This window comes from Parablautia muri (assembly GCF_009917485.1).
GTDB lineage: Bacteria > Bacillota > Clostridia > Lachnospirales > Lachnospiraceae > Suilimivivens > Suilimivivens muri.
In genome coordinates this window covers 1-23,753 of the sequence record NZ_QZDT01000006.1, presented here as the reverse complement: position 1 = coordinate 23,753, position 23,753 = coordinate 1, and the positions used below count along the sequence as shown (strand labels likewise).

35 protein-coding genes are annotated in these 23,753 nt (G+C 39.4%); 22 read left to right on the top strand and 13 right to left on the bottom strand.

The window, feature by feature from the left end; all coding sequences use genetic code 11:
* Positions 1 to 64: 64 nt before the first annotated feature.
* From D5281_RS05730 to D5281_RS05720, 3 genes are all read left to right on the top strand, one after another.
* The gene (locus D5281_RS05730; protein WP_160559337.1) at positions 65 to 730 is read left to right on the top strand and encodes an LbetaH domain-containing protein; all 666 of its coding nucleotides are present in this window, start codon (positions 65 to 67) and stop codon (positions 728 to 730) included.
* A 190-nt stretch (positions 731 to 920) separates the two neighbouring features.
* Positions 921 to 1,613: an iron-sulfur cluster assembly scaffold protein gene (locus D5281_RS05725; protein ID WP_120471292.1), complete on the top strand. Its 693-nt coding sequence runs from the start codon at positions 921 to 923 to the stop codon at positions 1,611 to 1,613.
* Between the two features lie 19 nt (positions 1,614 to 1,632).
* Positions 1,633 to 2,643, top strand: coding sequence for a GGGtGRT protein (locus D5281_RS05720; protein WP_160559178.1), 1,011 nt, complete (start codon positions 1,633 to 1,635; stop codon positions 2,641 to 2,643).
* 233 nt (positions 2,644 to 2,876) lie between these two features.
* Here the strand turns inward: D5281_RS05720 and D5281_RS05715 are convergent, their stop codons facing one another.
* The 4 genes from D5281_RS05715 to D5281_RS05700 form a co-directional block, all read right to left on the bottom strand.
* Entirely contained in the window at positions 2,877 to 3,191 is a 315-nt protein-coding gene (locus tag D5281_RS05715; RefSeq protein ID WP_160559177.1) for a hypothetical protein, read from the bottom strand.
* Positions 3,188 to 3,706 (bottom strand): hypothetical protein, encoded by a 519-nt coding sequence (locus D5281_RS05710; RefSeq protein WP_160559176.1) that lies wholly within the window; start codon positions 3,704 to 3,706, stop codon positions 3,188 to 3,190. Before D5281_RS05710 ends, D5281_RS05715 begins: the two co-directional genes overlap by 4 nt.
* A gap of 155 nt (positions 3,707 to 3,861) precedes the next feature.
* Entirely contained in the window at positions 3,862 to 5,064 is a 1,203-nt protein-coding gene (locus D5281_RS05705; RefSeq protein ID WP_277935203.1) for a tyrosine-type recombinase/integrase, read from the bottom strand.
* Positions 5,065 to 5,068: 4 nt separating this feature from the next.
* Complete coding sequence (locus D5281_RS05700) at positions 5,069 to 5,833, bottom strand: helix-turn-helix domain-containing protein (protein ID WP_160559175.1); 765 nt, start codon at positions 5,831 to 5,833, stop codon at positions 5,069 to 5,071.
* 202 nt (positions 5,834 to 6,035) lie between these two features.
* On the opposite strand from D5281_RS05700, the gene D5281_RS05695 reads away from it, so the two are divergent.
* The 12 genes from D5281_RS05695 (at position 6,036) to D5281_RS05640 (ending at position 11,807) form a co-directional block, all read left to right on the top strand.
* A complete protein-coding gene (locus D5281_RS05695; protein WP_160559174.1) occupies positions 6,036 to 6,212 on the top strand; it encodes a hypothetical protein in 177 nt (58 codons plus the stop codon).
* 12 nt (positions 6,213 to 6,224) lie between these two features.
* On the top strand, positions 6,225 to 6,449 hold the full coding sequence (locus D5281_RS05690; protein ID WP_016299276.1) for a hypothetical protein: 225 nt from the start codon (positions 6,225 to 6,227) through the stop codon (positions 6,447 to 6,449).
* The gene (locus D5281_RS05685) at positions 6,446 to 6,640 is read left to right on the top strand and encodes a hypothetical protein (RefSeq protein ID WP_016299277.1); all 195 of its coding nucleotides are present in this window, start codon (positions 6,446 to 6,448) and stop codon (positions 6,638 to 6,640) included. Before D5281_RS05690 ends, D5281_RS05685 begins: the two co-directional genes overlap by 4 nt.
* Positions 6,637 to 8,952, top strand: coding sequence for a phage/plasmid primase, P4 family (locus D5281_RS05680; RefSeq protein ID WP_277935202.1), 2,316 nt, complete (start codon positions 6,637 to 6,639; stop codon positions 8,950 to 8,952). The genes D5281_RS05685 and D5281_RS05680 overlap by 4 nt, the downstream gene beginning before the upstream one ends.
* A 205-nt stretch (positions 8,953 to 9,157) precedes the next feature.
* Positions 9,158 to 9,436 carry a hypothetical protein gene (locus D5281_RS05675; RefSeq protein ID WP_160559173.1) on the top strand — a complete coding sequence of 93 codons (279 nt, stop codon included), beginning with the start codon at positions 9,158 to 9,160 and terminating at the stop codon, positions 9,434 to 9,436.
* Positions 9,417 to 9,662 (top strand): HNH endonuclease signature motif containing protein, encoded by a 246-nt coding sequence (locus D5281_RS05670; RefSeq protein ID WP_160559172.1) that lies wholly within the window; start codon positions 9,417 to 9,419, stop codon positions 9,660 to 9,662. Before D5281_RS05675 ends, D5281_RS05670 begins: the two co-directional genes overlap by 20 nt.
* Positions 9,663 to 9,742: 80 nt before the next feature.
* Positions 9,743 to 10,288 carry a hypothetical protein gene (locus D5281_RS05665; RefSeq protein ID WP_160559171.1) on the top strand — a complete coding sequence of 182 codons (546 nt, stop codon included), beginning with the start codon at positions 9,743 to 9,745 and terminating at the stop codon, positions 10,286 to 10,288.
* Positions 10,278 to 10,538 (top strand): hypothetical protein, encoded by a 261-nt coding sequence (locus tag D5281_RS05660; protein WP_160559170.1) that lies wholly within the window; start codon positions 10,278 to 10,280, stop codon positions 10,536 to 10,538. The genes D5281_RS05665 and D5281_RS05660 overlap by 11 nt, the downstream gene beginning before the upstream one ends.
* A 49-nt stretch (positions 10,539 to 10,587) precedes the next feature.
* Positions 10,588 to 10,983, top strand: a complete 396-nt coding sequence (locus D5281_RS05655; protein ID WP_160559169.1) for a hypothetical protein — start codon at positions 10,588 to 10,590, stop codon at positions 10,981 to 10,983.
* A gap of 14 nt (positions 10,984 to 10,997) precedes the next feature.
* Positions 10,998 to 11,279, top strand: coding sequence for a hypothetical protein (locus D5281_RS05650; protein ID WP_160559168.1), 282 nt, complete (start codon positions 10,998 to 11,000; stop codon positions 11,277 to 11,279).
* A 10-nt stretch (positions 11,280 to 11,289) separates the two neighbouring features.
* Positions 11,290 to 11,448, top strand: coding sequence for a hypothetical protein (locus D5281_RS05645; protein WP_160559167.1), 159 nt, complete (start codon positions 11,290 to 11,292; stop codon positions 11,446 to 11,448).
* 8 nt (positions 11,449 to 11,456) lie between these two features.
* The gene (locus tag D5281_RS05640) at positions 11,457 to 11,807 is read left to right on the top strand and encodes a hypothetical protein (protein WP_160559166.1); all 351 of its coding nucleotides are present in this window, start codon (positions 11,457 to 11,459) and stop codon (positions 11,805 to 11,807) included.
* A gap of 70 nt (positions 11,808 to 11,877) precedes the next feature.
* On the opposite strand, the gene D5281_RS05635 is transcribed toward D5281_RS05640, so the two are convergent.
* A complete protein-coding gene (locus D5281_RS05635) occupies positions 11,878 to 12,222 on the bottom strand; it encodes a type II toxin-antitoxin system HicB family antitoxin (protein WP_121705145.1) in 345 nt (114 codons plus the stop codon).
* Between the two features lie 47 nt (positions 12,223 to 12,269).
* A complete protein-coding gene (locus D5281_RS05630; protein WP_121705144.1) occupies positions 12,270 to 12,497 on the bottom strand; it encodes a type II toxin-antitoxin system HicA family toxin in 228 nt (75 codons plus the stop codon).
* Between the two features lie 212 nt (positions 12,498 to 12,709).
* Here D5281_RS05630 and D5281_RS05625 point away from each other — a divergent pair, with 212 nt between their 5' ends.
* Together D5281_RS05625 and D5281_RS05620 are read left to right on the top strand one after the other, a co-directional pair.
* Positions 12,710 to 13,387: a recombinase family protein gene (locus D5281_RS05625; RefSeq protein ID WP_160559165.1), complete on the top strand. Its 678-nt coding sequence runs from the start codon at positions 12,710 to 12,712 to the stop codon at positions 13,385 to 13,387.
* 283 nt (positions 13,388 to 13,670) lie between these two features.
* Positions 13,671 to 14,603 carry a sigma-70 family RNA polymerase sigma factor gene (locus D5281_RS05620; protein WP_160559164.1) on the top strand — a complete coding sequence of 311 codons (933 nt, stop codon included), beginning with the start codon at positions 13,671 to 13,673 and terminating at the stop codon, positions 14,601 to 14,603.
* 664 nt (positions 14,604 to 15,267) lie between these two features.
* Here the strand turns inward: D5281_RS05620 and D5281_RS05615 are convergent.
* From D5281_RS05615 to D5281_RS05600, 5 genes are all read right to left on the bottom strand, one after another.
* Positions 15,268 to 15,864: an ATP-binding protein gene (locus D5281_RS05615; protein WP_160559163.1), complete on the bottom strand. Its 597-nt coding sequence runs from the start codon at positions 15,862 to 15,864 to the stop codon at positions 15,268 to 15,270.
* Positions 15,861 to 15,992 (bottom strand): hypothetical protein, encoded by a 132-nt coding sequence (locus tag D5281_RS25475; protein WP_277935201.1) that lies wholly within the window; start codon positions 15,990 to 15,992, stop codon positions 15,861 to 15,863. The genes D5281_RS05615 and D5281_RS25475 overlap by 4 nt, the downstream gene beginning before the upstream one ends.
* Before the next feature lie 61 nt (positions 15,993 to 16,053).
* Entirely contained in the window at positions 16,054 to 17,004 is a 951-nt protein-coding gene (locus tag D5281_RS05610) for a Mu transposase domain-containing protein (RefSeq protein WP_160559162.1), read from the bottom strand.
* Positions 16,974 to 17,594 (bottom strand): hypothetical protein, encoded by a 621-nt coding sequence (locus D5281_RS05605; RefSeq protein ID WP_160559161.1) that lies wholly within the window; start codon positions 17,592 to 17,594, stop codon positions 16,974 to 16,976. Before D5281_RS05605 ends, D5281_RS05610 begins: the two co-directional genes overlap by 31 nt.
* Before the next feature lie 347 nt (positions 17,595 to 17,941).
* Entirely contained in the window at positions 17,942 to 18,316 is a 375-nt protein-coding gene (locus D5281_RS05600; protein ID WP_160559160.1) for a MerR family transcriptional regulator, read from the bottom strand.
* Positions 18,317 to 18,398: 82 nt separating this feature from the next.
* Between D5281_RS05600 and D5281_RS05595 the strand changes: the two genes are divergently transcribed.
* The 3 genes from D5281_RS05595 (at position 18,399) to D5281_RS05585 (ending at position 20,192) form a co-directional block, all read left to right on the top strand.
* Positions 18,399 to 19,187 (top strand): SDR family NAD(P)-dependent oxidoreductase, encoded by a 789-nt coding sequence (locus D5281_RS05595; protein WP_160559159.1) that lies wholly within the window; start codon positions 18,399 to 18,401, stop codon positions 19,185 to 19,187.
* Positions 19,188 to 19,558: 371 nt separating this feature from the next.
* Positions 19,559 to 20,017 (top strand): RNA polymerase sigma factor, encoded by a 459-nt coding sequence (locus D5281_RS05590; protein WP_160559158.1) that lies wholly within the window; start codon positions 19,559 to 19,561, stop codon positions 20,015 to 20,017.
* Positions 19,989 to 20,192, top strand: a complete 204-nt coding sequence (locus D5281_RS05585; protein ID WP_160559157.1) for a helix-turn-helix domain-containing protein — start codon at positions 19,989 to 19,991, stop codon at positions 20,190 to 20,192. The genes D5281_RS05590 and D5281_RS05585 overlap by 29 nt, the downstream gene beginning before the upstream one ends.
* A 316-nt stretch (positions 20,193 to 20,508) precedes the next feature.
* Here D5281_RS05585 and D5281_RS05580 read toward each other — a convergent pair whose 3' ends face one another.
* Both D5281_RS05580 and D5281_RS05575 read right to left on the bottom strand, forming a co-directional pair.
* Positions 20,509 to 21,048, bottom strand: coding sequence for a hypothetical protein (locus D5281_RS05580; protein WP_160559156.1), 540 nt, complete (start codon positions 21,046 to 21,048; stop codon positions 20,509 to 20,511).
* Between the two features lie 16 nt (positions 21,049 to 21,064).
* A complete protein-coding gene (locus D5281_RS05575) occupies positions 21,065 to 22,042 on the bottom strand; it encodes a hypothetical protein (protein ID WP_277935200.1) in 978 nt (325 codons plus the stop codon).
* Positions 22,043 to 22,639: 597 nt separating this feature from the next.
* Between D5281_RS05575 and D5281_RS05570 the strand changes: the two genes are divergently transcribed.
* Entirely contained in the window at positions 22,640 to 23,281 is a 642-nt protein-coding gene (locus tag D5281_RS05570; protein WP_277935199.1) for a DUF4190 domain-containing protein, read from the top strand.
* Complete coding sequence (locus D5281_RS05565; protein WP_277935198.1) at positions 23,268 to 23,705, top strand: DUF2752 domain-containing protein; 438 nt, start codon at positions 23,268 to 23,270, stop codon at positions 23,703 to 23,705. Before D5281_RS05570 ends, D5281_RS05565 begins: the two co-directional genes overlap by 14 nt.
* Positions 23,706 to 23,753 lie beyond the last annotated feature (48 nt).

Here is a 23,753-nt window from a genome sequence, read left to right as displayed (position 1 = left end):
CAACAAATTTGTGCTTGCTCCCAAATATGCGGGTTGCCGGCAAGAATGGAGGAATCGTATGAGCATGAAAGAATTTACAATTGAAAATCTTTACAATCTGGAGGAGACAATTGCAGCCGCCCTTTTTGAGGGAGTGCAATATCCGTGGGAGCTGCTTCCTAAAATCGACAGCTTTATTGTGGAGCTGGGGAAAAAGCTTCCGGAAGAAAAATTTACACAGGTGAAAGAAAATGTCTGGATTGCAAAATCCGCCAAGGTAGCTCCAAGCGCCAACATCAACGGCCCTGCTATCATTGACGAGGAGGCGGAGGTACGACACTGTGCTTTTGTCCGCGGAAATGCCATAGTGGGAAAGGGCGCTGTTGTGGGCAACTCTACGGAGCTAAAAAACGTAATTTTATTTAATAAAGTGCAGGTTCCCCATTATAATTACGTGGGAGACAGCATTCTTGGCTTTAAATCCCATATGGGCGCAGGCTCCATCACATCAAATGTCAAGAGCGATAAAACGCTGGTAGTCGTGAAAAACGGGGAGGAAAAGATAGAGACTGGACTGAAAAAATTTGGCGCAATGTTAGGCGATTATGTTGAGGTGGGCTGTAACAGCGTATTGAATCCGGGAACCGTTGTGGGGAGAAATTCTAATATATATCCTACCAGTATGGTGCGCGGCTGCATTCCTGCCAAAAATATCTATAAAAAACAGGGAGAAATTGCTGAAAAATATTAAGAATCCTCGAAAAATTTGTGAAAAACACTGGATTTTTTGCGCCGGATATGCGAAAATATACTTGCGTTAAACCCCATAACATGGGATTTCGTTGTTGAAACCTATGCCGCCAGGCGAGCTGTTTAGTGATTTGGCTGGTTTGCCGGTGGGCTGGTGTTTATACTATCTACATATTGAAAGGAGTTTTCACATGATTTATTCAAAGGAAGTTGAAGAAATGTGTACAGTTGCACAGGGTGTTCATCATGGCTGTGCTCCTATCCCGGAAGAAGCAAAATGGGTTCAGGCAAAAAAGGTTGAAGACATTTCAGGGTTAACACACGGTGTTGGCTGGTGTGCACCCCAGCAGGGCGCCTGCAAATTAACACTGAATGTAAAGGAAGGTATTATTCAGGAGGCTTTAGTTGAGACGATCGGATGTTCAGGTATGACACATTCCGCTGCTATGGCATCTGAAATTCTTCCCGGATTAACTGTGATGGAGGCACTAAATACTGACCTTGTATGTGATGCAATCAATACGGCTATGAGGGAATTATTCCTGCAGATCGTTTATGGACGTTCTCAGAGTGCGTTCTCAGAAGACGGACTTCCTATCGGTGCGGGTCTTGAAGATTTAGGAAAGGGACTTAGAAGCCAGGTTGGTACAATGTACGGAACCTTAAAGAAAGGTCCACGTTACCTTGAGATGGCTGAAGGTTATGTGACAGGTATCGCCCTTGATGCTGACAACGAAATCATTGGCTATAAATTCGTAAACTTTGGTAAAATGACAGATTTTATGAAAAAAGGTGATGATCCTGCAACTGCATATGAAAAATCCTGCGGACAGTATGGTCGTGTAGATGATGCTGTTAAGATCATTGACCCCAGAAAAGAATAATTATAGGAGGAATGTAAAAATGGCATTATTTGAATCATATGAAAGAAGAATTGATACAATCAATTCCGTTTTAAATTCTTACGGCATTTCTTCTATCGAAGAAGCTGAGAAAATCACAAAGGATGCTGGCCTTGATGTTTATGAGCAGGTTAAGAAAATCCAGCCTATCTGTTTTGAAAATGCTTGCTGGGCTTACACAGTAGGCGCTGCAATCGCTATTAAGAAGGGCTGCAAAAAAGCAGCTGACGCTGCTGCAGCAATCGGCGAAGGCCTTCAGGCTTTCTGTATTCCCGGTTCGGTTGCGGATACCCGTAAGGTAGGCCTTGGACATGGTAACCTTGGCAAGATGCTCCTTGAAGAGGAGACAGAGTGCTTTGCATTCCTTGCAGGCCATGAGTCCTTTGCAGCCGCTGAAGGCGCAATCGGTATCGCTGAGAAAGCAAACAAGGTTCGCCAGAAACCTTTACGTGTTATCTTAAACGGTCTCGGAAAAGATGCGGCAAAGATTATTTCCAGAATCAATGGATTTACCTTTGTTGAGACAGAATATGATCCTTATACAAACACAGTTAAAGAAATCGAGCGCAAAGCTTATTCAGAGGGACTTCGTGCAAAAGTTAACTGCTATGGTGCAAATTCCGTTCCTGAAGGCGTTGCTATTATGTGGAAGGAAAACGTTGACGTTTCCATCACCGGTAATTCTACCAACCCTACAAGATTCCAGCATCCTGTAGCAGGTACATATAAGAAAGAGAGAACAGAAGCCGGAAAGAAGTACTTCTCAGTTGCATCAGGCGGCGGTACAGGCCGTACCCTTCATCCTGATAACATGGCAGCTGGTCCTGCTTCTTATGGTTTCACTGATACATTGGGACGTATGCATTCTGACGCACAGTTTGCAGGTTCTTCTTCCGTACCGGCTCACGTTGAGATGATGGGGCTGATTGGAATGGGTAATAACCCGATGGTAGGAGCTACAGTGGCTGTTGCAGTTTCGATCGAGGAAGCTGCTAAGGCTGGGAAGTTCTAACAAATAGCGTATTTTTAAGGGTTTCCGTTGATGTGGATTGTCAGCGGAAGCCCTGAATTTTGCCACGTAGCACACAAGTAACACACAGGTAGCACACATGAGGTAGCACACAAATATTAAACATAAAAAGACCGTTACCCAAAGTAGGTGGGGGAGCGGTTTCTTTTTGAAGTGAATAAAGGGCATCTGCATTTGACAGACACCCTCTAATACGGTTTTATGTAACGGTTATTCTATTCAACTAATTCTCCGCTTATGCCCTTTTCTTTGATTTCATTAGCCATAAGCAAATAATTTCTTTCTGCCACTACTTTCATAAAGCCGGATTTACTAAGATAATAAATCATAGGTCTTTCGTGGCAATCGCCCCATGCATTACAATCATTGCCATCCTTTAATCTTGTTCTTGCATATTCCTTTATCCAATCCCCAAACATTTCCGCTACTCGGTAACATGGTATTACGTTTCCACGGTCAAGATATACCGATTCAATATTAAAAATTTCTTCGGCGGTTTCCTTGCTCAAAAGTCCTTTGTGTACCATCATGCAGATTCACCGCCTTTCTGCTGTTCGTACTGCTTCAAGGCTTCATCTACTACCCTTTTTCTTTCCTCACGCTCTGCCTTTTTCCTTGCTTCTTTTTCCTTGCTCTTTGCTCGGATTTCAAGGGCTGGCGTTGCTATTCTTTTAGGATAAAACGCTTCAAGCATACCTTCTTTAAAGGAATAAACCATAATGTAATAGAAATACTCTGCATGATACCCAAAAGGCAGATAATAGACTAACTCCAAAAGGCGGCGGTGCATATCGCTATACATACGCTTATCGATCTTCACTTTCAGTTCGGCTTCTGCTTGCTTATATCCTGCCATAAAGCCATAATTGAAAAGGTCATAAATCAAATCAATAATGCTTTCTCTGTCTGCCAGTCTGAAAAGTTCTTTGTAATTTCCGATCTGTGCGGAATTAAAATCAAAATCATCATGCCGGGGATGCTTTACTTCCCATTTGGTAAAGGCTTCCTTTGCTTCGGCGGCGGTCAAGTTCTTAATCTTCTTCATTGTAAAATCTTCCTTTCTTTTGGTTGGGAAGTATGCTACAATGAACATACTCCCTTTAATTTGCGTGGTAGCTTATTACTGGGTAGCGGCTCTATGGTATTTGCGGTACTGTAGAGCCTTTTTAATTGCTACAATCAATCTGCATCAACTCCTTTCTATTTTGTGATTTTCTCCATTTCGGATTTTAGTTGCTCCATTGTTCTATGGGTATATACCTTTTCGGTAATATCCTCTATGGCGTGTCCTACAATCAGCTTTAAGATATATTCATCAACATTACACGCTTTTGCCTTTGTAATGAATGTGTGCCGGGTTTCGTGAGGGCGGTGCTTCATTTTTAATCTGTCCATGGCCTTTTGAAATCTCTTGCGGTATTTGTCATAGGTCATATATGTACCTTGCTGCCCGTTTACATCATTGAAAAGATAACCAGATTGTAGAGTGGCGGCTTCTTTCATACGGTTTTCAATTAACGGTTTTATTACTGGATGGATAGGAACAATTCTATTTTTACCGGCATCCGTTTTCAAGCCGCCTTTCATGGTTCCTGCTTCAAGGTCAATATCTGCTATTTGAAGTATAGACAATTCCTGCGGCCGCCACCCACTGTATATCCCTATCAGTATCATATCGGCAAAAGGTATTAAGTCTTTGTTATCCCATAACTGCTGTACTTCTTCACTTGTAAACGGTATGGGTTCTTTTGTGCGCTCCCTTTTAATGGGATTGCCGTTTGCAAACATTACAGAAGCATAATCCTTATCTACAATATCATGCGCTACAGCATACTTATACATCATGTTGAACAGGCTTTTGATTCTGCCCTTTGTGCTGTCTCCGACATCTGCATTTAAGATAGTACCCTCTAAATGAGATACCCTTATATCTTTCATCCGCATATCATAAAGACCGTTACAATAAGCGTATGCCGCTGTGATAGTCCTGATACTGGACGGATTGGAGAGCGTAGGGAAATATCCTTTATTCCATTTTTCATAGACTTCTGAAAATGTAATGCTATCCGCTTTAATGTCATACGGATTTTCGTTGTATTCAGCAAGAGCAATCATAGCTTCTTCACGAGTGGCATAGTAACCGATAGTGAAGCGTATTTGCTTGCTTTTCCCTGTATCGGCATCCAGTACCCATTTATCAGTTTTGACAGCCCTAAACGGTTTTGTACGCTTTCCGGGCAGTTTGTAGATTGTTCCGTACCCGTTAGGTAATTTTGTAGGTTTGCCATTTCTGATACGTGGTTTTGTACTGGTAGGGCTATTCATAGGATAACCGCAATGAGGGCAGGCAGCAGCCTTGTCAGATACATCATGTTGACACTCTGGACATTTCAATAATGCCATGAGATCACTTCCTTTTCTTTTCAATATAATCTTTAATCTTATCTAGTTCACGAAATATGTTATCTTTCGAGTAAGATTCAAACATCTTATTTATTTCAACAACGTAACGTTCCTTTTTGTTTCTTATATTTACAATATGAACTGTTTTAGAATTTTCGCCGCTTCCAGAGCTGCTATTAATTGCAGATTTATTTTGTATTGTATATTGCTCATTATTCTTAATCAAAATATCTCCATTGTCTATATCAACCCAAACATTACCATCACATATTCTTAATCGGTCTTGCTGTTCTCTTTCGTATATTCCAGAAGAAAGATATTGCTTTATATAGTGCAAAACTGACCATGCGGGAATATTATCTTGCTTTTCAGTTTTTTTTGTTTCCTTATATTGGAATTCGAGTATTGCATTTATTGCATCAATATCCGCACCAAGTCCAGGTAGAAATGAATTATACTCTTTTCTGTAATTAGAAAGAATTTTTAGCATTTCAATGGCATCATTTGATAAACCAGTGACTTTTGCAATCATAGCAATATTTTCATCTACAGGTTTTGTGTTGCGTATTCCAAGTAAGTAATCAGATGTTGTATTAAAATAGTTACAATATGCACGTAATTCTTCTTCTTTAGGTATAACTTTAGGACTTGTTTCTAGTTGTTGTATTCTATTTCTATCAATGTGTATAATATTTGATAATTCATCTTGTGTCATTTTTTTTCTACCTAAATTGTCAACACGCATTTCTAAAAACCTATAATTATTCATTAAAATCTCCTTTATAAAATGTTGTCAAAATAACAAAATAATAAAAATGTGATAAAAAGCACAACAATCTTGAAAAAATTGAACATCAACAACAAGCATGATAATGTGTTTATAGAAACAAATAATTTTAATGTTTCTACAACAACAATACCACTTGCAAGGGTAAAAGTCAACAACATTAAACAAAGTGGAGGTAATTCTTATGTGTAATAAAGATATAAGGGAATATGCGAACAAAAGAAATGTGCGTTTATGGCAGATAGCATCAAAACTTGGTATCAATGATGGAAATTTCAGCAGGAAGTTGAGAATTGAATTTTCAGAGGAGAAAAAAGCTGAAATCAGAGTAATTATTGATGAACTGGCAGCAGAGCAGTAAGGCGGTGATGATATGAGCGAACCTATTTTTGAATGTGCAAATATCCCTGTTGCAGTCGCTTCTAAAGCCTTAAAGGTAGATTGTCAGACAGTAAGGCTATTACTTCAAAGCGGTGCGGTAAATTGGGGAATTGCATACCATAGGACACCAAAGAGCCGACAATATTCTTATCTGATTTATCCTAAGAAGTTCTACGAGGAAACAGGCTTCCTTTATAAAGGAGGTACATCAGAATGAATATTTTGAAAAGATACCGACTGAAAAAACAGCAAAAAGAGTTAGTGCGTAGATATGCGATATTGGAACAGTTGCAGACAGAACACAGTGGAGATGAATATTTTTACAGGTATGCACAGAAAGAAATGGATGCCATCGACGAGGAAGCAGAGCAGATACGCCATGTGTTAGAAATGGGGTGCTGTGAATGAGAATGACAGGACAAGAAGAATTTACCGCATTAGAGCAATACATAAGGTCACGCAGTAGTAAGGTAAAAAGGAGTGGTAACGGTATTATTTTTAACTGTTTCTATCACAATGATAATTTACCAAGTGCCTCTATGAAAATTGGAAGAAATGGGATGCCTATGTGTTATTGCTCTGTGTGTGGAAGTATTTATCATCAACTAAAGAAAGATGCTGGATTGTGGCAGGATAAATCCGATAGCGGAGGGTTTACACCATTTGAAAAGTTTCTTTACTACAATACAGAAGATGAATATAAAATGTACGATTTTGTGACAGAAAAATATTTATGTTCACATTTTCGCATGAAAGACAAAGAAAAACAGGGTTTTCCAAGAGGTATAAGAGACGGCGAACACGTTACAAAGGGAACAGATGGAGTTGATACAACTTATGCGGTTTTCTGTAACGGACATTTAAAGGAAGTGAAGAACGCCATTGAGAAGAAAAGTCTTGTTTGCTATACAGAGGGAGAAAAAGATACTAAATGCTTATGGAATAATGATTGTATCAGTTTCACTTGTGGAGGTACAAATACTTTTAAAAAAGAGTTATTGCCATATTTAAAGGGTGGTAGATTTGCAGTATTTGGCGATAACGACAGAGCTGGAATTGCAGATGCGGAGCGTATTACAGCATTACTAAATACGGTAGGAACTGCAACCATGATTATACCGCCAGAAGTGCCAGAAAAGGGCGATATTAGTGATTATATGAAGAAACACACAAAGAAAGATTTACAAACCCTGATTAAAGATGCACTCAATAAGAGTACCGTTAAAGTAACCGTAAGGGAGTGTACGGCGGTTCACAGTACCCCTATAGAGCCGCAGAAACGGCAGGACAGCCACTTAGAGCAGGTATTAAAGGATTTACACGCAGAGCGGTATGAAACAAGCGATAAAGGCTTCGGACGGCTATTTGCAGATGTTTTTAAGGACAAACACAGATACAACCCATCACGAAAAGATTTTATGAGGTATGACGGTAAACGGTGGATTGATGATATTGAGGGTTTGGGTGCGAGAGCGTCAGCAAAGGTTCTATCAGATGCACTTGTGCGATATGCAGTAAATGTTGATACAGAGGGCAAGTATCTCAAAGCAGTAGCGGCATTGTGTAACATCAGAAACCGAAACAATATGTTACAGGACAGCAAAGATGTATATTTTTTTAGCAATGAGCAGTTAGATGTGAATGATTATCTTTTGAATGTGCAGAACGGCACACTGGATTTATCCGGGAATGAGCCTGTATTTTTGAGCCACAGCCCCGATATGCTTCTTTCAAAGATATGCAATGCTGAATATGATCCTGCTGCCGATTGCAGAGAATGGAAGAAATTTTTAATGGAAATCATGCAGGGCGATAAGGAGAAAATATCATATCTCCAAAAGATAGCCGGACTGTCACTTACTGGATGCACACAGGAAGAAACTTGTTTTATCCTTTATGGAAGTACCACACGAAACGGAAAATCTACGTTTTGTGAAACACTGATATATCTGTTGGGCGATTATGCTTTGACAATGAAGCCGGAGAGTTTGGCAGTAAAGCAAAATCTTGACAGCAGACAGGCAAGCGGAGATATAGCACGATTGGCAGGGTGTAGGTTCTGTAATGCCAGTGAGCCGCCAAAGCGAATGTTATTTGATACAGCTTTATTAAAATCATTGTTAGGCAGGGATAGTATTACAGCAAGGCATTTACACCAAAGAGAATTTAGTTTCATTCCCAAGTTTAAACTTGTGATAAATACAAATTATTTACCAACGATTACAGATGATACGGTTTTCAGTTCCGGCAGAATCAATGTTATCAGTTTTGACCGACATTTTGAGCTGCAGGAGCAAGACAAAGACCTAAAGAACCGATTGAGGGATAAACAGGAACTATCCGGCATCTTGAATTGGTGCATTGAGGGCTTGCAGTTATACCGTAGAGATGGATTGAAGCCCCCGGTAGCAGTACAGACCGCTACGGACACTTACAGGACGGACAGTGACAAGATAGGTAATTTTATCAATGAATGTCTGACAAAGACAGGACAAAACAGCAAGGCGAAAGATATTTACGAGGTTTATTCAAAGTGGTGCGAGGAAAACGGCTTCGGAGTGGAGAACAAGTCAAATTTCTTTGCAGAACTTAAAACAAAGGGATTATTTGCGAACAGTGGAACGGTGGAGGGCAAGACCGTTAAAAATATCGTAAAGGGCTATACGGTGGAAACAGATTTTATTGAGTACGAGGGGCAAGAGCCATTACCTTTTGACTAAAGAAAAACTGGAAATGTGCAATTTGTGCAAAGTAAATGTAAATTCCCTATAGGGTTTAGCTTTAGAATGTCACATATGAAATGCACATTTTGCACAAATCCAGTAAAATCAATGGTTTCAAGCACTTTAGTAAATTGAAGTGTGCAAAATAAATGTAAATAATTTTATGGTTTTTGTAACGGTATTTCAGAAATGGAGGTCAATAGTGACGAACAAAGATATTGATATGATACAGGAGAATATTAGGAGAGATTCATTTAAAAACGAATATTGGGGGCTTTATCAAGATGTTTGGAATTTCCACAAAAAATATTCAAAGGTACAGACAGATGATGCGTACTGGGAAGCGGTAGTTGATGAAAGCGGACAGATAGCAAAGAAGTATGATAATCACAAATTTGCGATTGCGTTATTATTGGCGGTCATTGATGAACTGGAACGGATTTATAAGGAGATGATGAAAAATGCAGACACAGCAGTATAAGGATTATATGCGTAGTGATAAATGGGAAGCCAAGAAACAGGAGCGAATAGCCATAGATGGCGGTTGTGTGATGTGCGGCAGACCGATAAGCAGGATTAGGAGCGTACAGGTGCATCATATCACTTATGCTAGATTAGGCAATGAGAATGTGCTGACAGACCTTTGTACTCTTTGCGGTTCGTGTCATAAGAAGATACACGCTTACTATAACCGCAGGAGGGCGTGAAAGACTAGGTACAGCGCACAATCTTAACATCATAAAAAGAAAAATAATTAGCTGAAAATCAGCGGAAAAGAGGTAAAAATATGGGAAGAAACAGTTATCCACAAGGACAGGTTGACGATATGGAACCGTCAACGGTGCAGGAACTTGTCACATCATTGAAGCAATTGCACGACAGAGGAAAGCCGGAAACGGACGAGGAAATCAAACAGAGGATTGACGAGTATTTTTCATTCTGCCAGCAATCAAGTATTCGTCCTGGCATTGAATCTCTCTGTATGGCATTGCATATCAGCAGGACAACACTTTTTAACTGGAATAACGGAACAGGATGCAGTGAGATGTGTCAAGAGTTGATACAATCGGCAAAAGCGTTTATAGGGGCATTTATCGAGCAAGCCATGTTAGGCGGTAAAATAAGCCCTCCAAGCGGCATTTTCTTAATGAAAAATTGGTTGTCTTATAAAGATGCTATCAGCATTGAAGAAAGCATACCAAACAAAGAGACAAAGCGTATTCTGACTGCTGCGGAACTGCCTAAACTGGGTGATGCTACAAAGAAACAGGGTGAGGATTTACCAAAATTGGGAATGAAATTAGATTATGGGGAGGGAGAAAATGAATTTTAAAGTGTATGTTGAAGAAATCCTGCGAAATGAGGTTTTAAGCGTGGTTAGGCAGCAGGGATATGTTCTTGAAACAGAAATCTGCACTATGATATGTGAGAAATACAATATTTCCTTATACATAGTGCGTGCAACGCTTAGAAGAATTTATCCCGAAATGTCATTATTGAAAAGGCGTATGTCAGACGATTTGAAGCGGTTTTACGGATTGGAAGTGAAAGGCTATCCGATTGCATATCTGCCGGATAAGTGATTTTGAGGTAACAATAAAAATTATCATAAAGAAAGAATGAGGTATCAATATGAACGCACGAATAGCAGAACTACACAATAAAGTATTTAGCACGCCGCAAGGAAGCCGGGAACGGGAACAAGCCATAAATTCATTAAGCGATTCAGAAAGGACGGCGGTATTCAATCTTGAAAAAGATTATATGCTCGGACGAATCACAAGACAGGATATTGCGGAAATGAAACAGGAGGGAAACGAAACTATGACCTATGCACAATTCAAGAAAAAATCAGACAGCGGCAAAAGGGGAGTTATGCAGGAGTTATCACAATTTGCTAAAGAATCCCCGGAATTATACCAGCAGTACCGGGAGAGATACCACAAGGAGCAGGACGAACAGGCAAAGCTACACAATAGGCGGTTGACTGAAAACACATTCAAAAATAAACCATTTTCGATTAGGTAGGGAGGTAAAATATTATGGAATACAAACATATTCAGACAACAACGGCTTTACGCAATCAGAACGGAATTAAGGCGCATCGGATTTTAGATATTGAAGATAAACACTTAATTTTTCAATTATGGCTAAATAGTGACGAGCAGGGGCGGCTGATGGTATCAATGCCGGAAGAATACCGGATAGGAGAATTTATTGATTTACAAGTGATACGGACAAGTAGAACGTCATATCAAGTAACGCTGATTGGACGGACACCGCAAAAGTTTATTCCTATAGATGGGCGAGCAATAGCAGTATAGGGGGAGGATTATGGATAATAAGAATGGTACAGCGCGAAGGCAGCAGGAACATAAAGACCGCCAAACACTGACAGCGGAAGAAATGGCTGTAAAATCGGCAAAAAGAACAGGGAACGAGCGGGCAAGGCGTGAAATTATTAGCGACTATGCAAGCGGAAAATGGAGGTAGATCACATTATGGATAAGGACACACTTATAAACAATCTGCTTGCGAATTATGGCAAATACGGCGTTACCAGAGCAGAATTAGAACCGATTATAGATGATGGCATACAGAACTATGATTTGTCATTAGAAGCTATCTACAGCGGTTTGAGGATGAGCCTTGCATCCGCATTTAATGAGCATGAGTATTTCTCTTTAGATGATGTGATGGCGATAACCGGTGAGAGCCGGGAAGAACTTTTACAGCGGATAGAGCAATGCAGAAAGGAATTGATAGAAGCCGGAGAAAACCCGGACGAGTATTTCAAGCCTGTAGAGCCACAGAGGGCAGCAGTTTATTACTTTCCTAACGGTTTACATTAACGGAAATTATTTAAAAGGATATAAGCAAAGGCAGGGCGTTGATGATTCCCTGCCTTGTGCGTATCATATATTAAAGCGCCAACTTGTATAATGCTAACTGATTAAGACTTACACCCTCTTTTTCTGCTTCAATGGCTAATCTTTGATGCAAAGATTTTGGAAGCCTTACAACAAACTTACCGCTGTAATTGTTTGGTGTTTCTGGAATTGGTATAGAGAGATTGTTTTCTATTTTTGTTTCGATATATCCTTCCATTGCTTCATTAAGGCTTTCATACAATTCTTCAAGTGTATCACTGGTGCTTTGGCATCCGTCAAGTTCCAAAATTCTGCCATAGAAATAGTGTCCGCTTTCATCGTTCATTTCCTGTACTAATCTTGTATAGGGCAATTTCATATAATCTTTAACTTCCATGCTTTCCTGCTCCTTTCTGCTTGTTATGCTATGCCAGGATAAGGGGATTATTCCCCTATCCTATTCAGAACATCTACGACATAAGCCTTTTTTAATGGATTTTCTTGTTTTATTGTTATCAAATCCCCAGTTTCTTTATTCAGATAATGCTTATGGCTTCCTTTTTGTCTTGCCGGAATATAGCCGTATGCTGCTAAAACTTTGTCTATTTCTTCTGGCCGCATTCCATTTGGCTGTTGCTTCATTTTTTCAATTAGCTTTTTTACGTTTGGCACTGTGATTATCTCCTTTCCCACACTATAGTATCATATATAGTACTATATGTCAATATCAAAATAAAGTATTGTTTCTATGTCTGTTTAGTATCAAAAGTAATGTATGATAAAAAAGTATTAAAAGTTATTGACAACAACAATAATAAGAAGTAAAATAGAAGTATCAAAAAAGACGAACGATAGAAGTGATACTGAAAGAGAGGGCATTGTTTATGTGTACGTATGGATATTGCCGAATAAGTACAAAACAGCAGAGTATTGACAGGCAGATTAGAAATATCAAGGGCAGTTATGATAAGGCTGTGATAATACAGGAAGTATATACAGGAACAAAGCAGGACAGACCAGAATGGAATAAACTGTATAAGAAAGCCAAAGCAGGAGATACCATTATTTTTGATAGTGTATCACGAATGAGTAGGAATGCGGATGAGGGTTTTTGTCTGTATGAGGAATTATATAATAAGGGCATAGAGCTTGTATTTCTGAAAGAGCCGCATATCAACACAAGCACATATAAGAAAGCATTAGAGAGCAATATATCAATGACTGGAACAAATGTTGACTTTATCTTAGAGGGTGTGAATAAATACCTTATGTCGCTTGCAAAGGAACAGATACGGCTTGCTTTTGAACAGTCGGAGAAAGAAGTACAGGACTTGCACCAGAGAACAAAAGAGGGCATAGAAACAGCGAGATTAAACGGTAAGCAGATCGGACAGAAGCAGGGGGCAAAGCTGACAACAAAGAAATCTATTGAAGCAAAAAAGCAGATACAGAAGCATAGCAAGGATTTTAATGGAGCATTGTCAGATGCGGATTGCATGAAGCTGATAGGGCTTGCAAGAAATACATTCTATAAATATAAGAGAGAATTGAAAGCAGAATAAGGATTGTTTAGGCAGGGTTCATAATGGACTGCTGCCTTTTGTTTTTGTTCTAAATATCATGCGGTGGGGGTTTTATAGGGAAACGCTGCATAGGGGTAGTTAGCGTCTTTTTCTGCCGGGCATTTTCAAAAAGGCTTAGTCCTGTTGCCATTCAAAATATTTTTAAAATATGCAAAAAGGCGGTTTTGTGATAAAATAAAAGAGAAGTCGTTGCTTTTGTGGGCTGACTTCTCTTTATATCCTGCATCTACTCAAATTATAGCAAAGGGGTAGGTGCGTTGTAATGACGAATGAGCAAATTGTTTCTGAAATTAGGAACGGTTATTCTGTAACGGATTATATGCAATTATTGTATGAAAGCAATCTGCCATTGATTAAGAAATTCATAAAACCATATGCCGCCTATGAGCCTATGGAGGACTTAGTGCAGGAATCCTATTTTGGATTGTGGGAAGCGGTACAGCATTATGAAACGTCTGCAAATGTGCGGTTTATGACTTATGCGGAATACTGGATAAGGCAGTCAGTACAGCGGTATCTTGAAAAATGCGGCTCTACGGTGCGAATACCGAGCCACACAAGGCAGAAAATAGCACGTTACAAGAAAACTGTACAGGAGTTAGAACAGGAATTAGGCAGAATGCCGACAGATAATGAAATAGCTGATAAAATGCGTGTACCTGTAGGACTGCTGCCGGAATTGAAAATACAGATGCAAGGGGTAGCCAGTTTAGATACCCCTTTAGCAGACGATTACAGTTTGACACTTTCCGATACCATACAAGCCGATTTTAGCCTTGAAGATGAAACAATAGATAAAATGTATGCCGAACACTCTAAAAGCCAATTATGGGGCATTGTGGAACATTTTACAAGCAATAGAGAGAATAATATAATAAGGGAGATATTCATAAATAATCGGACAATGGCAGCGGTAGCCAGAGAGCAGGGCATAACCATAGATAGAATACGCCAGATAAAGGAAAAAGGACTGCGGCGGTTACGGACAGGCAAGGCAAAGCGTGAATTATTGGAAAAATTTGATATTGTGGAAGCCGGGGCATACAGAAACAGTATCAATAAATTCAATGAGCATGGGTTTACTTCTACGGTTGAGTATATTGCTTTACGCAGGGCAGAATTACAGGCAGAGTATGAAAAGCATAAAAGACAGGTAGAAATTATGCTTGAGCAGAGAAAAAGGAAGTGTCTGTAAGTGTTCAAAAATAGATAAAAATTTAGGTGCGTTACACACAAGTAGCACACAAATAGTCCTTAAAACCCTATAAAATCAAGGCTGACAGTTTCGATCGAGGAAGCGGCGAAGGCTGGGAAATTTTGATTGATTTGAACTAGAAATTACAAAAACAGAAGACAAAGACAGATAAACGCCATGATTCGTTTGAATTGTGGCGTTTTTCGAATACAATATCGGAGTGATTTTGCTGAAAATTGATGGTTGGTGCGACAGAGTTGCATTTTGAGCTCCCATCATGACGAAAAGGGAGAATGGCCTAAAGCCGCGCGAGTTCTAGGGTTTTTCATGTTTATGGTGTTCAAGATAATTCAGGATAATTTGAGTTCGTAGCACCCAAGTAGCACCCGTATAGCACCTCCCAAATTACAATTTTACACAATTCATAAAGGATTTCAGTTGGGAGATGTTTGAGATAAAATAGAAAATAAAAATTTTAATATAAGTTGTCGAAAAAAATAGTCCATGTTATAATTCAGTGAATATTCTAACGCCTCGGAGCCACCGTTTTATCGCTTGAGAGCCACCTCGTAACACTTGAGAGCCATCACAAACACAAGATATAGTAATGGAGCCATGAGCATGAGCTCACAGCTCCAACTTTTTTTACAGGTCTTACAAGTGTCTATTTCTCAATCTCGGCCTTAAGATTAGCAAGCTTTTTGGAATCGTATATCTTCCTGAGATTCGTTTCGCTGCTCGGAATCTCATATGCGTTATGAACAATCCTGTCCATTATAGAATCAGCCTGTGTTCCGCCTCCCAGCCTGTCATGCCATTCTGACACAGGAAATTGTCCGACAAAGATAGTAGAATTGTTTCCACTTCTCTGCTCAAACAATTCATAGAGCATCTTTGCATCTCTCTCGTTAAGCTTGTAGTTCAGCCACTCATCGATTATGAGGAGGTTGTAGTTGCCCAATATCTTCCTGTAACGGGTCAACTCTTTAAGGTCATCCCTCCTGTCCTCAAAATTGCGCATTAAATCAGGCATTCGGATGTAGAAAACCCTGTAAGTTTTTTTGCATGCCTCAATTCCCAACGCACATGAAAGATAGGTTTTGCCAGCACCGGTCGGACCTGTGATTATAAGGTTTGTTGCTGTAGTCACAAATCCCATTGCGGCAAGATTGATTATCGTGTTCTTCTTGACTTGTCTTGCGTCAAAATCCAGAGACTCAATGCTTGCCATTGGATACTTGAATGAGGCAGTCTTTATCATATCAGCCTGTTAATAAGCTTGTTTTCTCTTTCACAAATCAATTCCTCAAGCAGTTGTTCCAATCTTGCATCAAAGCTCAAATCTGCCAATGCGATATCGCTTTCCTGGTTTTCCACCAGTCTGGCCAAATCACCCAGCTCGTGTTTTGTAAGGGTTTTTTTAACTCAAATTTCATAATGATATTTCCTCCTATCCATAGTAATCGGCACCTCTTACGATGCCGGTTGTTTTATTTGTTTCTTTGAATTTTTCAAGCTCTTTTTGATGATTTAGATTCTCAGCAGCCTTGTATACCGTTTTGTAAAAAGGCATATGATACTGCTTTAAGCTTTTTTTACAAGCGGCTTCTAAGATGTCCGGCATAAAGGTGTCAGCAATTGCGAGAATAGCCACAACCGTCTGCGTGGGCTGCTCCGTTACTTTTGCCTCGTCATACATCCTTCGGATCAACTCAAAAGCATTCGGCCCGATTTCTCTGGCTGCGTCAATCAGGTCTTCAGCCTGCTTATTCTTCTTAAGCGGAAACGGAAGATGGGATTCATCTGTCCTGACACCGTTTACTATGCCCTTGGGAAGAATTTCATGTCCTGCAATTTCGCTTCTGTTATAATAGACAAAGACAAGGTGGGAGTTGTATTTGACATCAACCTTACAACCAATATATCTGCTGGGAACAGAGTATTGACCCTTGTTAAAGCTTATATGGGAGTTCCTGCCCACCTTATGTCCGTAAGACCATTCACACACCTCGTAAGGGACTGACGGCAGGGCTCTCAGATAAGCCTTTTCCTGCGTATTGAAAACAGTGCTCCTGCTTCCATCTCTTTTCTGGAACGGTCTGTCATTGTACTCCTTTACAGCCTTGCGAATAGCTGAGTTTAGCGATTCAAGTGATGTAAATATCTCATTCCTAAGCTTTGCTATAACAGCCGTTGCAATCTTGCCTGCGGAACCTTCTACGCTGGCTTTCTGCTTGGGCTTTTTAATGCCTGTAGGCATGATGGCGGTCACGTAATACTCCCCTAATGCCAAATATGCATCATTGAGGATTATCTCGCCCTTCTTAGGATGGGACACAACACCAGTTTTCAAGTTGTCGCAGACAATCTTCACAGGAGTGCCTTCGAAGAATTCAAACATATGCACATGACTTCAAGCCACGCCTTTTCTTTCATATCCGTAGTGGCTTCCACATACCCATACTGGCTGTATGGCAGTGTGGCGACAAACAGATATGTGGTTATGATTATTTCTCCGGTATCCACGTCCACATATGACATTGTAGGACCAGACCAATCCACCTCTACCTCGACTCCCGGCTTGTGCTGTATATGGCTGGTATAATTCTTCTCGCCAGTGTATTTGTAATAATTGACAGTAAATATAGGATACGCACAGTATTCCCTGCCCTCGCTCACGCATTTGTCCCGATACTCTTCCCACAGCAGTTTCATAGTCACTCCAGTTTTCTTGAGTTCTGAATGTACGTATGCATAATTGACAGGCACATAGTTTGTTGTCCGCTTGAATTTCTTAGGATATAAGATATCGTACAACCCGTCATCTGTCATATCCTGAATGTCATCCCAAGTCATGCCCTGCTGTCTGCAAAGTTCCTTAATTTCAGAAACTGTGTTTCTTGAGCATCCAAGTATTGCCGCCACCTCCCTTTCGCTTAGATTTTTGTTTAGAAGCTCCATCACGCTTCTGGGTTTCGTCTTTTTGTACATAATAAAAGACCTCCTATAGATTTATTAAAAGCACTAGGCTTTCTATCAAAATCTATAGGAGATCCTATATAAAATCAAATATCAAAGACCACTAGATGTTGTGGTGGCTCTCAAGCATTAGAATACCAAAATCAAATGGCTCTCAAGCGATAAAACGGTGGCTCCAAAGCGTTAGAATATTCATACAACACCACACAGGGCATTTTTGACGGAGTTTTGAGAGAAATTCTTCAAAAAGTTTTCCTTGTTTCTTAATACGGGCAAGTTTGGGAAATGCCAAACAAAACCATAAAAATTTACGCCTGTTTCCAATCTTTTCAGAAAGAAAACAGGCGTATTATTGCGTCCTAATTATTTTTTGATGTGCGGTCTATCTCCTGTCGGTAAAAGTCAATTTTGTCGTCCAGTTTTGTCAGGTGTTTCTGTAACTGTCTTATCTGCTCATTTAGGGCTTCCCTATGTGCAGTCAGCATTTCCATTCTCTCACGCAGAGTGGGATCTCCCGCCGCCCGCAGTTTTGCATAATGCTGTATCTCCTTAATCGGCATACCCGTATCTTTCAAACGCTTGATAAATTCAATCCATGCAAGGTCTTTATCCGAATAACAGCGGCGGTTACTGGAATTGCGCCCCGGCGTAATTAAGCCCTCATGTTCATAGTAGCGCAGGGTATGTATTCCTAAATCTGTCAGCCTTGAAAATTCACCTATGGAGTATTCCAAAAAATCACTTCCTATCCTCTTGACATAGAGTTTACTCTACATTGTATGCTTGCATTATATCAAAGACGAGGAGGTTTTGTAAATGGTTCAAAACACAAAAGGATACACGGTCATTACAGGGGCAAGCTCTGGCATAGGGTACGAAACGGCAAAGGTATTTGCAGAGCGCGGAAGTAATCTTATTTTGATTGCCCGCAGGAAAGACAGACTGGAAGCGTTGCGGCAGGAAATTTCGACTTTATATCCGACACTTGATGTTGTGCTGAAAGTAACCGATTTATCTGTTTCCCAAAATGTTTTTGGGGTTTATGAAGATGTAAAATCCTATCCGTTGCAGACATGGATTAACAATGCGGGCTTTGGTGATTATGACAGCGTAAGCCATCAGGACTTGGGGAAAATCAGTCAGATGTTGCACTTGAATGTGGAAGCCCTCACTATCCTTTCGTCCTTATTTGTGCGTGATTTCAAGAATACTGAAAAAGCACAGCTTATCAATGTTTCTTCATGCGGCGGTTATACGATTGTTCCTAATGCGGTGACATATTGTGCGGCAAAATTTTATGTCAGTGCCTTTACAGAGGGGCTTTCATGGGAATTAAAAACTGCTCATGCGAAAATGCAGGCAAAGGTATTAGCACCCGCCGCAACAAAAACAGAGTTTGGAAAAGTTGCAAATGATGTAGCGGAATATGACTATGATAAACTGTTTGGCACATACCATACAAGCGCACAGGTAGCGGATTTTCTGCTTGAATTATATGACAGTGATAAAGTGGCAGGATTGGTTGACAGGGAAAACTTTTCTTTTCACTTATGCGAACCACAATTTCAATATGCGGGAGATTCACAGCATAACCAAAAGATGTAATATGTTCAGATAATTGCCGCACGATGGCAAAAGAAAAAAACCATCGTGTTGCAATCCTATTTTCATGCCTTGATAATCTTTACGGCGGTTTTGGAAAGTCCAAGCCGCCGTTTTCTGTTGTCTGTATTTCTGTAAAGCAGGTTTCCGGCGGCAGAGGTATTGCTATGCCTGTTCATTACTCATATATTGTCGGAGATTTTTCGTCAAAAAAAATCTGTTTTGCAAAGTGGGATATTCTGCCTATAAGTATGAATACACATATCATTTAGTATGTCTTAATAACTCATATTACTCAAATACCTATGCGGGTATATTCTGCATGGGTTTTTGTTGTAATAGCCCCCTACTGGGAAGAAAGGGGGTGAGAGAAAATGAGATATTCTGAACAGTTCATGGAGCATATAGAATATGCGTTTCATGCTTTCTGTAAGATTGTCCTGCGCCATGAAGCAATCAACGCATGGCGGGATTTGAAATGGAAAGAAGAACGGGAAATATCCCTCGACTATCTGATGTCAGAACGGTATTTTGAACCGTCTGCTATGGACAGCTATTTTGAAAAGCAGGACAAACCGACTGTATTTCTTGTGTTTGGAAAGGAAGTTATCATTGATGATGAACAGTTAGCAACAGCATTATCAAGATTGCCGAAATTGCGTTGGGAAACCTTGCTATTGTATTATTTTGTCGGCTATCGTGATGAAGCAATCGGCAGACTGTATGGGCGTTGCAGGAGTACAATAAACAGTCGGAGAAATGTCGCGCTGAAACATTTGCGGAAAGAATGGGAGAGATTGGAACATGAGGAACAAAAAGCTGATACCTTTTGAGGTAATCCAAAAAGCCGTTGCCGGAGAGCCGGAAGCGGTAGACGCAGTATTGCGGCACTACACCGCACACATCAAATACCTGTCTATGTATAAAGGACATATCAATGACGATACACAGGACAGATTAAAGGCGAAATTGGTTGAAGCTATATTGAAATTTTGTTTTGACCGATAGGAAGTAGCAAAGACAGGAAAAGCAGTCAAGGGTAAACTTCGCGCTTTGCGCCCTTGACAGCGTTTCCCGCCTTTGCTTGTGGGTAGTCAAGAGGGCGAAATCAGTAGACTGCTTTCGCCCTCAATTTATTATTGGGATTGTTACGTAGTAGAGGTTATTTTGTCCTTGATTTATGCGACTTTGTGGGCGTTGAAATGACGGGGTAAGGGTTTTGTATGTCTGTCCTCAAAAACGGTGTTCTATTGCGTAACAGAACATAGACAGCAGATACTGCTCACTCTAGTTTTTATTTAGACTAGAAGTAAGATTATTAAAATTATTTATTATCAAAGAGAACTTTAAGCCGTTTTATAATTACTAAAATATTTAAGACGGCTACAATCGCTAAATAGTAAATACTACCGCTGATAATTTGTAAGTAAAGTGATTGCTCAAATTCCCCAATAAATAGCGTAATAAAGGAAATGAAAAGTAGAAGTAAACATATCATTGCCTCAAAAATCGTTGCATTAAATGTTTCTTTTAAAAGTTGTCTATAAGTTAAATTTTTATTATTTTTATCTTCAAATGCACATAATATGCTAAGTGTAGAAAAAAACATGGCAATAAGAATAGATAAGACAATATTTAAGTTATTCAGTATTTCCCTATCTACACAACGTATCCTTACAGTTCCAACAGAAAACAAAAAAGGAACAATAAAAATACTTATAAGTTGTAGTGTATTCCCTTTAAATACACTAAAATGCTCCAAAAAAATTTTGCGTACATCAAGAAAATTGCTCATTTTTAAGGAAAGGCTAAAAATCAAAATGACAACTCCGATTACAAATAAAATTATGGATATACTATTCAAAAACGCCTCCTCCTATCTAACGAATATATAACACCATTTCCTCCAAATATTCAGTTGCTACCTTTGTGAAGTGTTCAAGGAGCATTGACAGATTGGGGTGTCCATCTGCCATTTTTATTTCATCTGGGATTGCTTCTATAATGCTCAAGTTTTCAAGATTGTGTAAATTTATTTTCCGAGTACGACCGCCAATGTCAACGATAACCTTTAAATTGTCATACGCTACCTGTTCAAATTCAAATAAATTATAGCGACCGCCTGCAACATATCGGATTTTATCCATTAAACGGCCCCACATTTTTTCATTAAAATAAAAATTACCAATTTCTCGAACTTCTGAGCCATATCCTTTACCTATATTATCGGAATTGTCACTTGATTTGATATTTTTAATCATTACTAGTTTCTTAATATTGTCTTGCCGTATAACTTTTTTAATGAACAAATCTGGAGAGATAGTATTACATTTTAGCGTAATTATAAATTCGTTAGAAAAAAAATCTTGCATTAAAGTAGTAGTAATTGTCTTTACACCAAATTGACCTACATTCTGAAAAATGAATAAGCCTTTTTGAACCGTAACATTCTCACTATCTTTTGGAAAAATTACCATTAAATAGAATGGTCGTGTATCTATATCAGATGATTTCTTTTTATATTTTATTCTTTGAGTACTTCCGTCAATAATATCAGATGAACTGCCATATATACCAGAGTAAATTTTTGTATAGAACATACGGAAATCAGTAGTTTCTAAATAATTCTCTTTATTATATTCACATCTAAATGATTGTTGCTTGACATCATCTTTAACAAGAGTTTTATGTTTTTCAAAAAATTGAACAAATATTTCTGATAAATCCTGTAAAGTTTCTTCTGCTCCGTCATCTTTTTGCAGGGTTAAAGGCATATTCAGACTATAAATTTTTGTGTTTCCCTTCGAGTTGGTTTTTCGTAAATGAAAGCTACAAGCGGTTAAACTAAGATTGAACATTAACGTTCCTCCTCTTTGAGTATTATAACAATTATAACACAAAAATATTGCTCTGTCGAAAAAATAGAAGTGACAAATGAAAATTCATAATTGTGTACCATTTCTATCTGCTTCCTATTATAGTAAGATTATATATGCCAGATTTCAAAAATAGCATTTTATTACATAACAGAAGATCAGAGAACCCACCACTAATGAAAGTAATGTATTTTCTGCTCTTGTTTGCCCCCTGTTTGTCAGCATTGATGATAAGTTAGTTTCCATACTTCTTTATCACCGTAAAACTAACGCTTGCGGGCTTTTCTTATGGATGGGCAGTGGAGAACCCCTTTCTTAAATCTATCAAAACTTAGATATGATACACAGTGCAAGCATCCCCTGGTCAATGTGTGAAAAGTATCTTTGAAAATTGATTTCCGTGTGGGTAAATAAATTTTTATAGACATTTATGGATTCTTAATTTACAATAGAGAAGGATAAGATATAAAAAGATAATGAAAAGCTTTAACCCATTATGTTACGCACTGCGTCAAGTATGCAGTTACTTGATTTATGATAATACCCTGATAGACAGGGAATGATGGTTGGAGGAATAAAATGAGTGGAGAAAGTAAGATGATTTATTGTACACAATGTGGAAAGGGGAATGCGGCTACTTCCAAATTTTGCAGCAATTGCGGTGCAAAATTAGAACAGCCTTCTTCGCAGGATGAAAACGATGCTCTCCGGACAGAGGGAGCTTTTTCCGGCGAAAGTGCCTCAGAGGAAAACACTGTGCCTGCTTATGAGAGAATAACGGATGCGGAGGAAGAAAAACCCGCGTCTCCTTATCAGGAAGAAATAAAAATCAATTATGGAACAGGGCAGTCGTCCGGCTATTATAGCAATGATAATGGAGGCAGTTCTTATTATGATTCACAGGCATCCCAATACTATACTGGGGGATTGGACGAGGGAAAACAGGGCGGCGGAAACATTGGCTTTGCGATTGCGTCTTTGGTATGCGGTATTATTTCGTTGGTTTGCTGCTGTCTTGGCCTTTTCAGCGCAGTGCTTGGTATTGCGGCAATTGTACTTGGCATTATTACGCTTTGCTTTAAATATGATGGCAAAGGAATGGCTATTGCGGGTATCATTACAGGCGGCCTTGCTTTAGTATTTGTTATTTTTGCTATGATCATAGGCAGTTCGTCCGCTTATTATGATATGATTGAACAGCTTACAAATGGGATTTATTAAGCTGGAAAGCAACAGAAAGTATCGTGTGGATGAAGTTCTTTATCAGATTGGAAAGATAGCCTGGCTGCCATTTTGTATGGCAGGCATCTGGTTTTCACATAGCGGATATGAATATATGGGGGAATGGATGGGGTGCTTTATTCGCAGAACATGCGGCTTGCCATGTCCGGGCTGCGGCGGGACCAGAGCATTTTATTATCTGTTTCAGGGAAATCTGATAAAAAGCTTTCAGCTTAATCCAACGGTGCTTTATGGCGTGTTGGCGTATTTGCACTTTATGGTGTTTTATTTTTACCGCAGCCATGTAAGTGGCACAATTCAGGAAAAAGAGATACGGATTGAGGTTTATATGTATGCTGCCATTGTAATTTTGCTGGTTCAATGGGCAGTTAAGATAATATACTCAAACTTCGCACTTGAATAAGTGCCTATGCACCTTGAAAATTCAATAAAAACTGGCAATAAAATAGCA

Excerpts from the sequence above, each read along its gene's own strand:
- D5281_RS05730 (WP_160559337.1), top strand. The coding sequence starts at position 65 with ATGAAAGAATTTACAATTGAAAATCTTTACAATCTGGAGGAGACAATT.
- D5281_RS05725 (WP_120471292.1), top strand. The coding sequence starts at position 921 with ATGATTTATTCAAAGGAAGTTGAAGAAATGTGTACAGTTGCACAGGGT.
- D5281_RS05720 (WP_160559178.1), top strand. The coding sequence starts at position 1,633 with ATGGCATTATTTGAATCATATGAAAGAAGAATTGATACAATCAATTCC.
- D5281_RS05715 (WP_160559177.1), bottom strand. The coding sequence starts at position 3,191 with ATGATGGTACACAAAGGACTTTTGAGCAAGGAAACCGCCGAAGAAATT.
- D5281_RS05710 (WP_160559176.1), bottom strand. The coding sequence starts at position 3,706 with ATGAAGAAGATTAAGAACTTGACCGCCGCCGAAGCAAAGGAAGCCTTT.
- D5281_RS05705 (WP_277935203.1), bottom strand. The coding sequence starts at position 5,064 with ATGGCATTATTGAAATGTCCAGAGTGTCAACATGATGTATCTGACAAG.
- D5281_RS05700 (WP_160559175.1), bottom strand. The coding sequence starts at position 5,833 with ATGAATAATTATAGGTTTTTAGAAATGCGTGTTGACAATTTAGGTAGA.
- D5281_RS05695 (WP_160559174.1), top strand. The coding sequence starts at position 6,036 with ATGTGTAATAAAGATATAAGGGAATATGCGAACAAAAGAAATGTGCGT.
- D5281_RS05690 (WP_016299276.1), top strand. The coding sequence starts at position 6,225 with ATGAGCGAACCTATTTTTGAATGTGCAAATATCCCTGTTGCAGTCGCT.
- D5281_RS05685 (WP_016299277.1), top strand. The coding sequence starts at position 6,446 with ATGAATATTTTGAAAAGATACCGACTGAAAAAACAGCAAAAAGAGTTA.
- D5281_RS05680 (WP_277935202.1), top strand. The coding sequence starts at position 6,637 with ATGAGAATGACAGGACAAGAAGAATTTACCGCATTAGAGCAATACATA.
- D5281_RS05670 (WP_160559172.1), top strand. The coding sequence starts at position 9,417 with ATGCAGACACAGCAGTATAAGGATTATATGCGTAGTGATAAATGGGAA.
- D5281_RS05665 (WP_160559171.1), top strand. The coding sequence starts at position 9,743 with ATGGGAAGAAACAGTTATCCACAAGGACAGGTTGACGATATGGAACCG.
- D5281_RS05660 (WP_160559170.1), top strand. The coding sequence starts at position 10,278 with ATGAATTTTAAAGTGTATGTTGAAGAAATCCTGCGAAATGAGGTTTTA.
- D5281_RS05655 (WP_160559169.1), top strand. The coding sequence starts at position 10,588 with ATGAACGCACGAATAGCAGAACTACACAATAAAGTATTTAGCACGCCG.
- D5281_RS05650 (WP_160559168.1), top strand. The coding sequence starts at position 10,998 with ATGGAATACAAACATATTCAGACAACAACGGCTTTACGCAATCAGAAC.
- D5281_RS05645 (WP_160559167.1), top strand. The coding sequence starts at position 11,290 with ATGGATAATAAGAATGGTACAGCGCGAAGGCAGCAGGAACATAAAGAC.
- D5281_RS05640 (WP_160559166.1), top strand. The coding sequence starts at position 11,457 with ATGGATAAGGACACACTTATAAACAATCTGCTTGCGAATTATGGCAAA.
- D5281_RS05635 (WP_121705145.1), bottom strand. The coding sequence starts at position 12,222 with ATGGAAGTTAAAGATTATATGAAATTGCCCTATACAAGATTAGTACAG.
- D5281_RS05625 (WP_160559165.1), top strand. The coding sequence starts at position 12,710 with ATGTGTACGTATGGATATTGCCGAATAAGTACAAAACAGCAGAGTATT.
- D5281_RS05620 (WP_160559164.1), top strand. The coding sequence starts at position 13,671 with ATGACGAATGAGCAAATTGTTTCTGAAATTAGGAACGGTTATTCTGTA.
- D5281_RS05615 (WP_160559163.1), bottom strand. The coding sequence starts at position 15,864 with ATGATAAAGACTGCCTCATTCAAGTATCCAATGGCAAGCATTGAGTCT.
- D5281_RS05610 (WP_160559162.1), bottom strand. The coding sequence starts at position 17,004 with ATGTTTGAATTCTTCGAAGGCACTCCTGTGAAGATTGTCTGCGACAAC.
- D5281_RS05605 (WP_160559161.1), bottom strand. The coding sequence starts at position 17,594 with ATGTACAAAAAGACGAAACCCAGAAGCGTGATGGAGCTTCTAAACAAA.
- D5281_RS05595 (WP_160559159.1), top strand. The coding sequence starts at position 18,399 with ATGGTTCAAAACACAAAAGGATACACGGTCATTACAGGGGCAAGCTCT.
- D5281_RS05590 (WP_160559158.1), top strand. The coding sequence starts at position 19,559 with ATGAGATATTCTGAACAGTTCATGGAGCATATAGAATATGCGTTTCAT.
- D5281_RS05585 (WP_160559157.1), top strand. The coding sequence starts at position 19,989 with ATGAGGAACAAAAAGCTGATACCTTTTGAGGTAATCCAAAAAGCCGTT.
- D5281_RS05575 (WP_277935200.1), bottom strand. The coding sequence starts at position 22,042 with ATGTTCAATCTTAGTTTAACCGCTTGTAGCTTTCATTTACGAAAAACC.
- D5281_RS05570 (WP_277935199.1), top strand. The coding sequence starts at position 22,640 with ATGAGTGGAGAAAGTAAGATGATTTATTGTACACAATGTGGAAAGGGG.
- D5281_RS05565 (WP_277935198.1), top strand. The coding sequence starts at position 23,268 with ATGGGATTTATTAAGCTGGAAAGCAACAGAAAGTATCGTGTGGATGAA.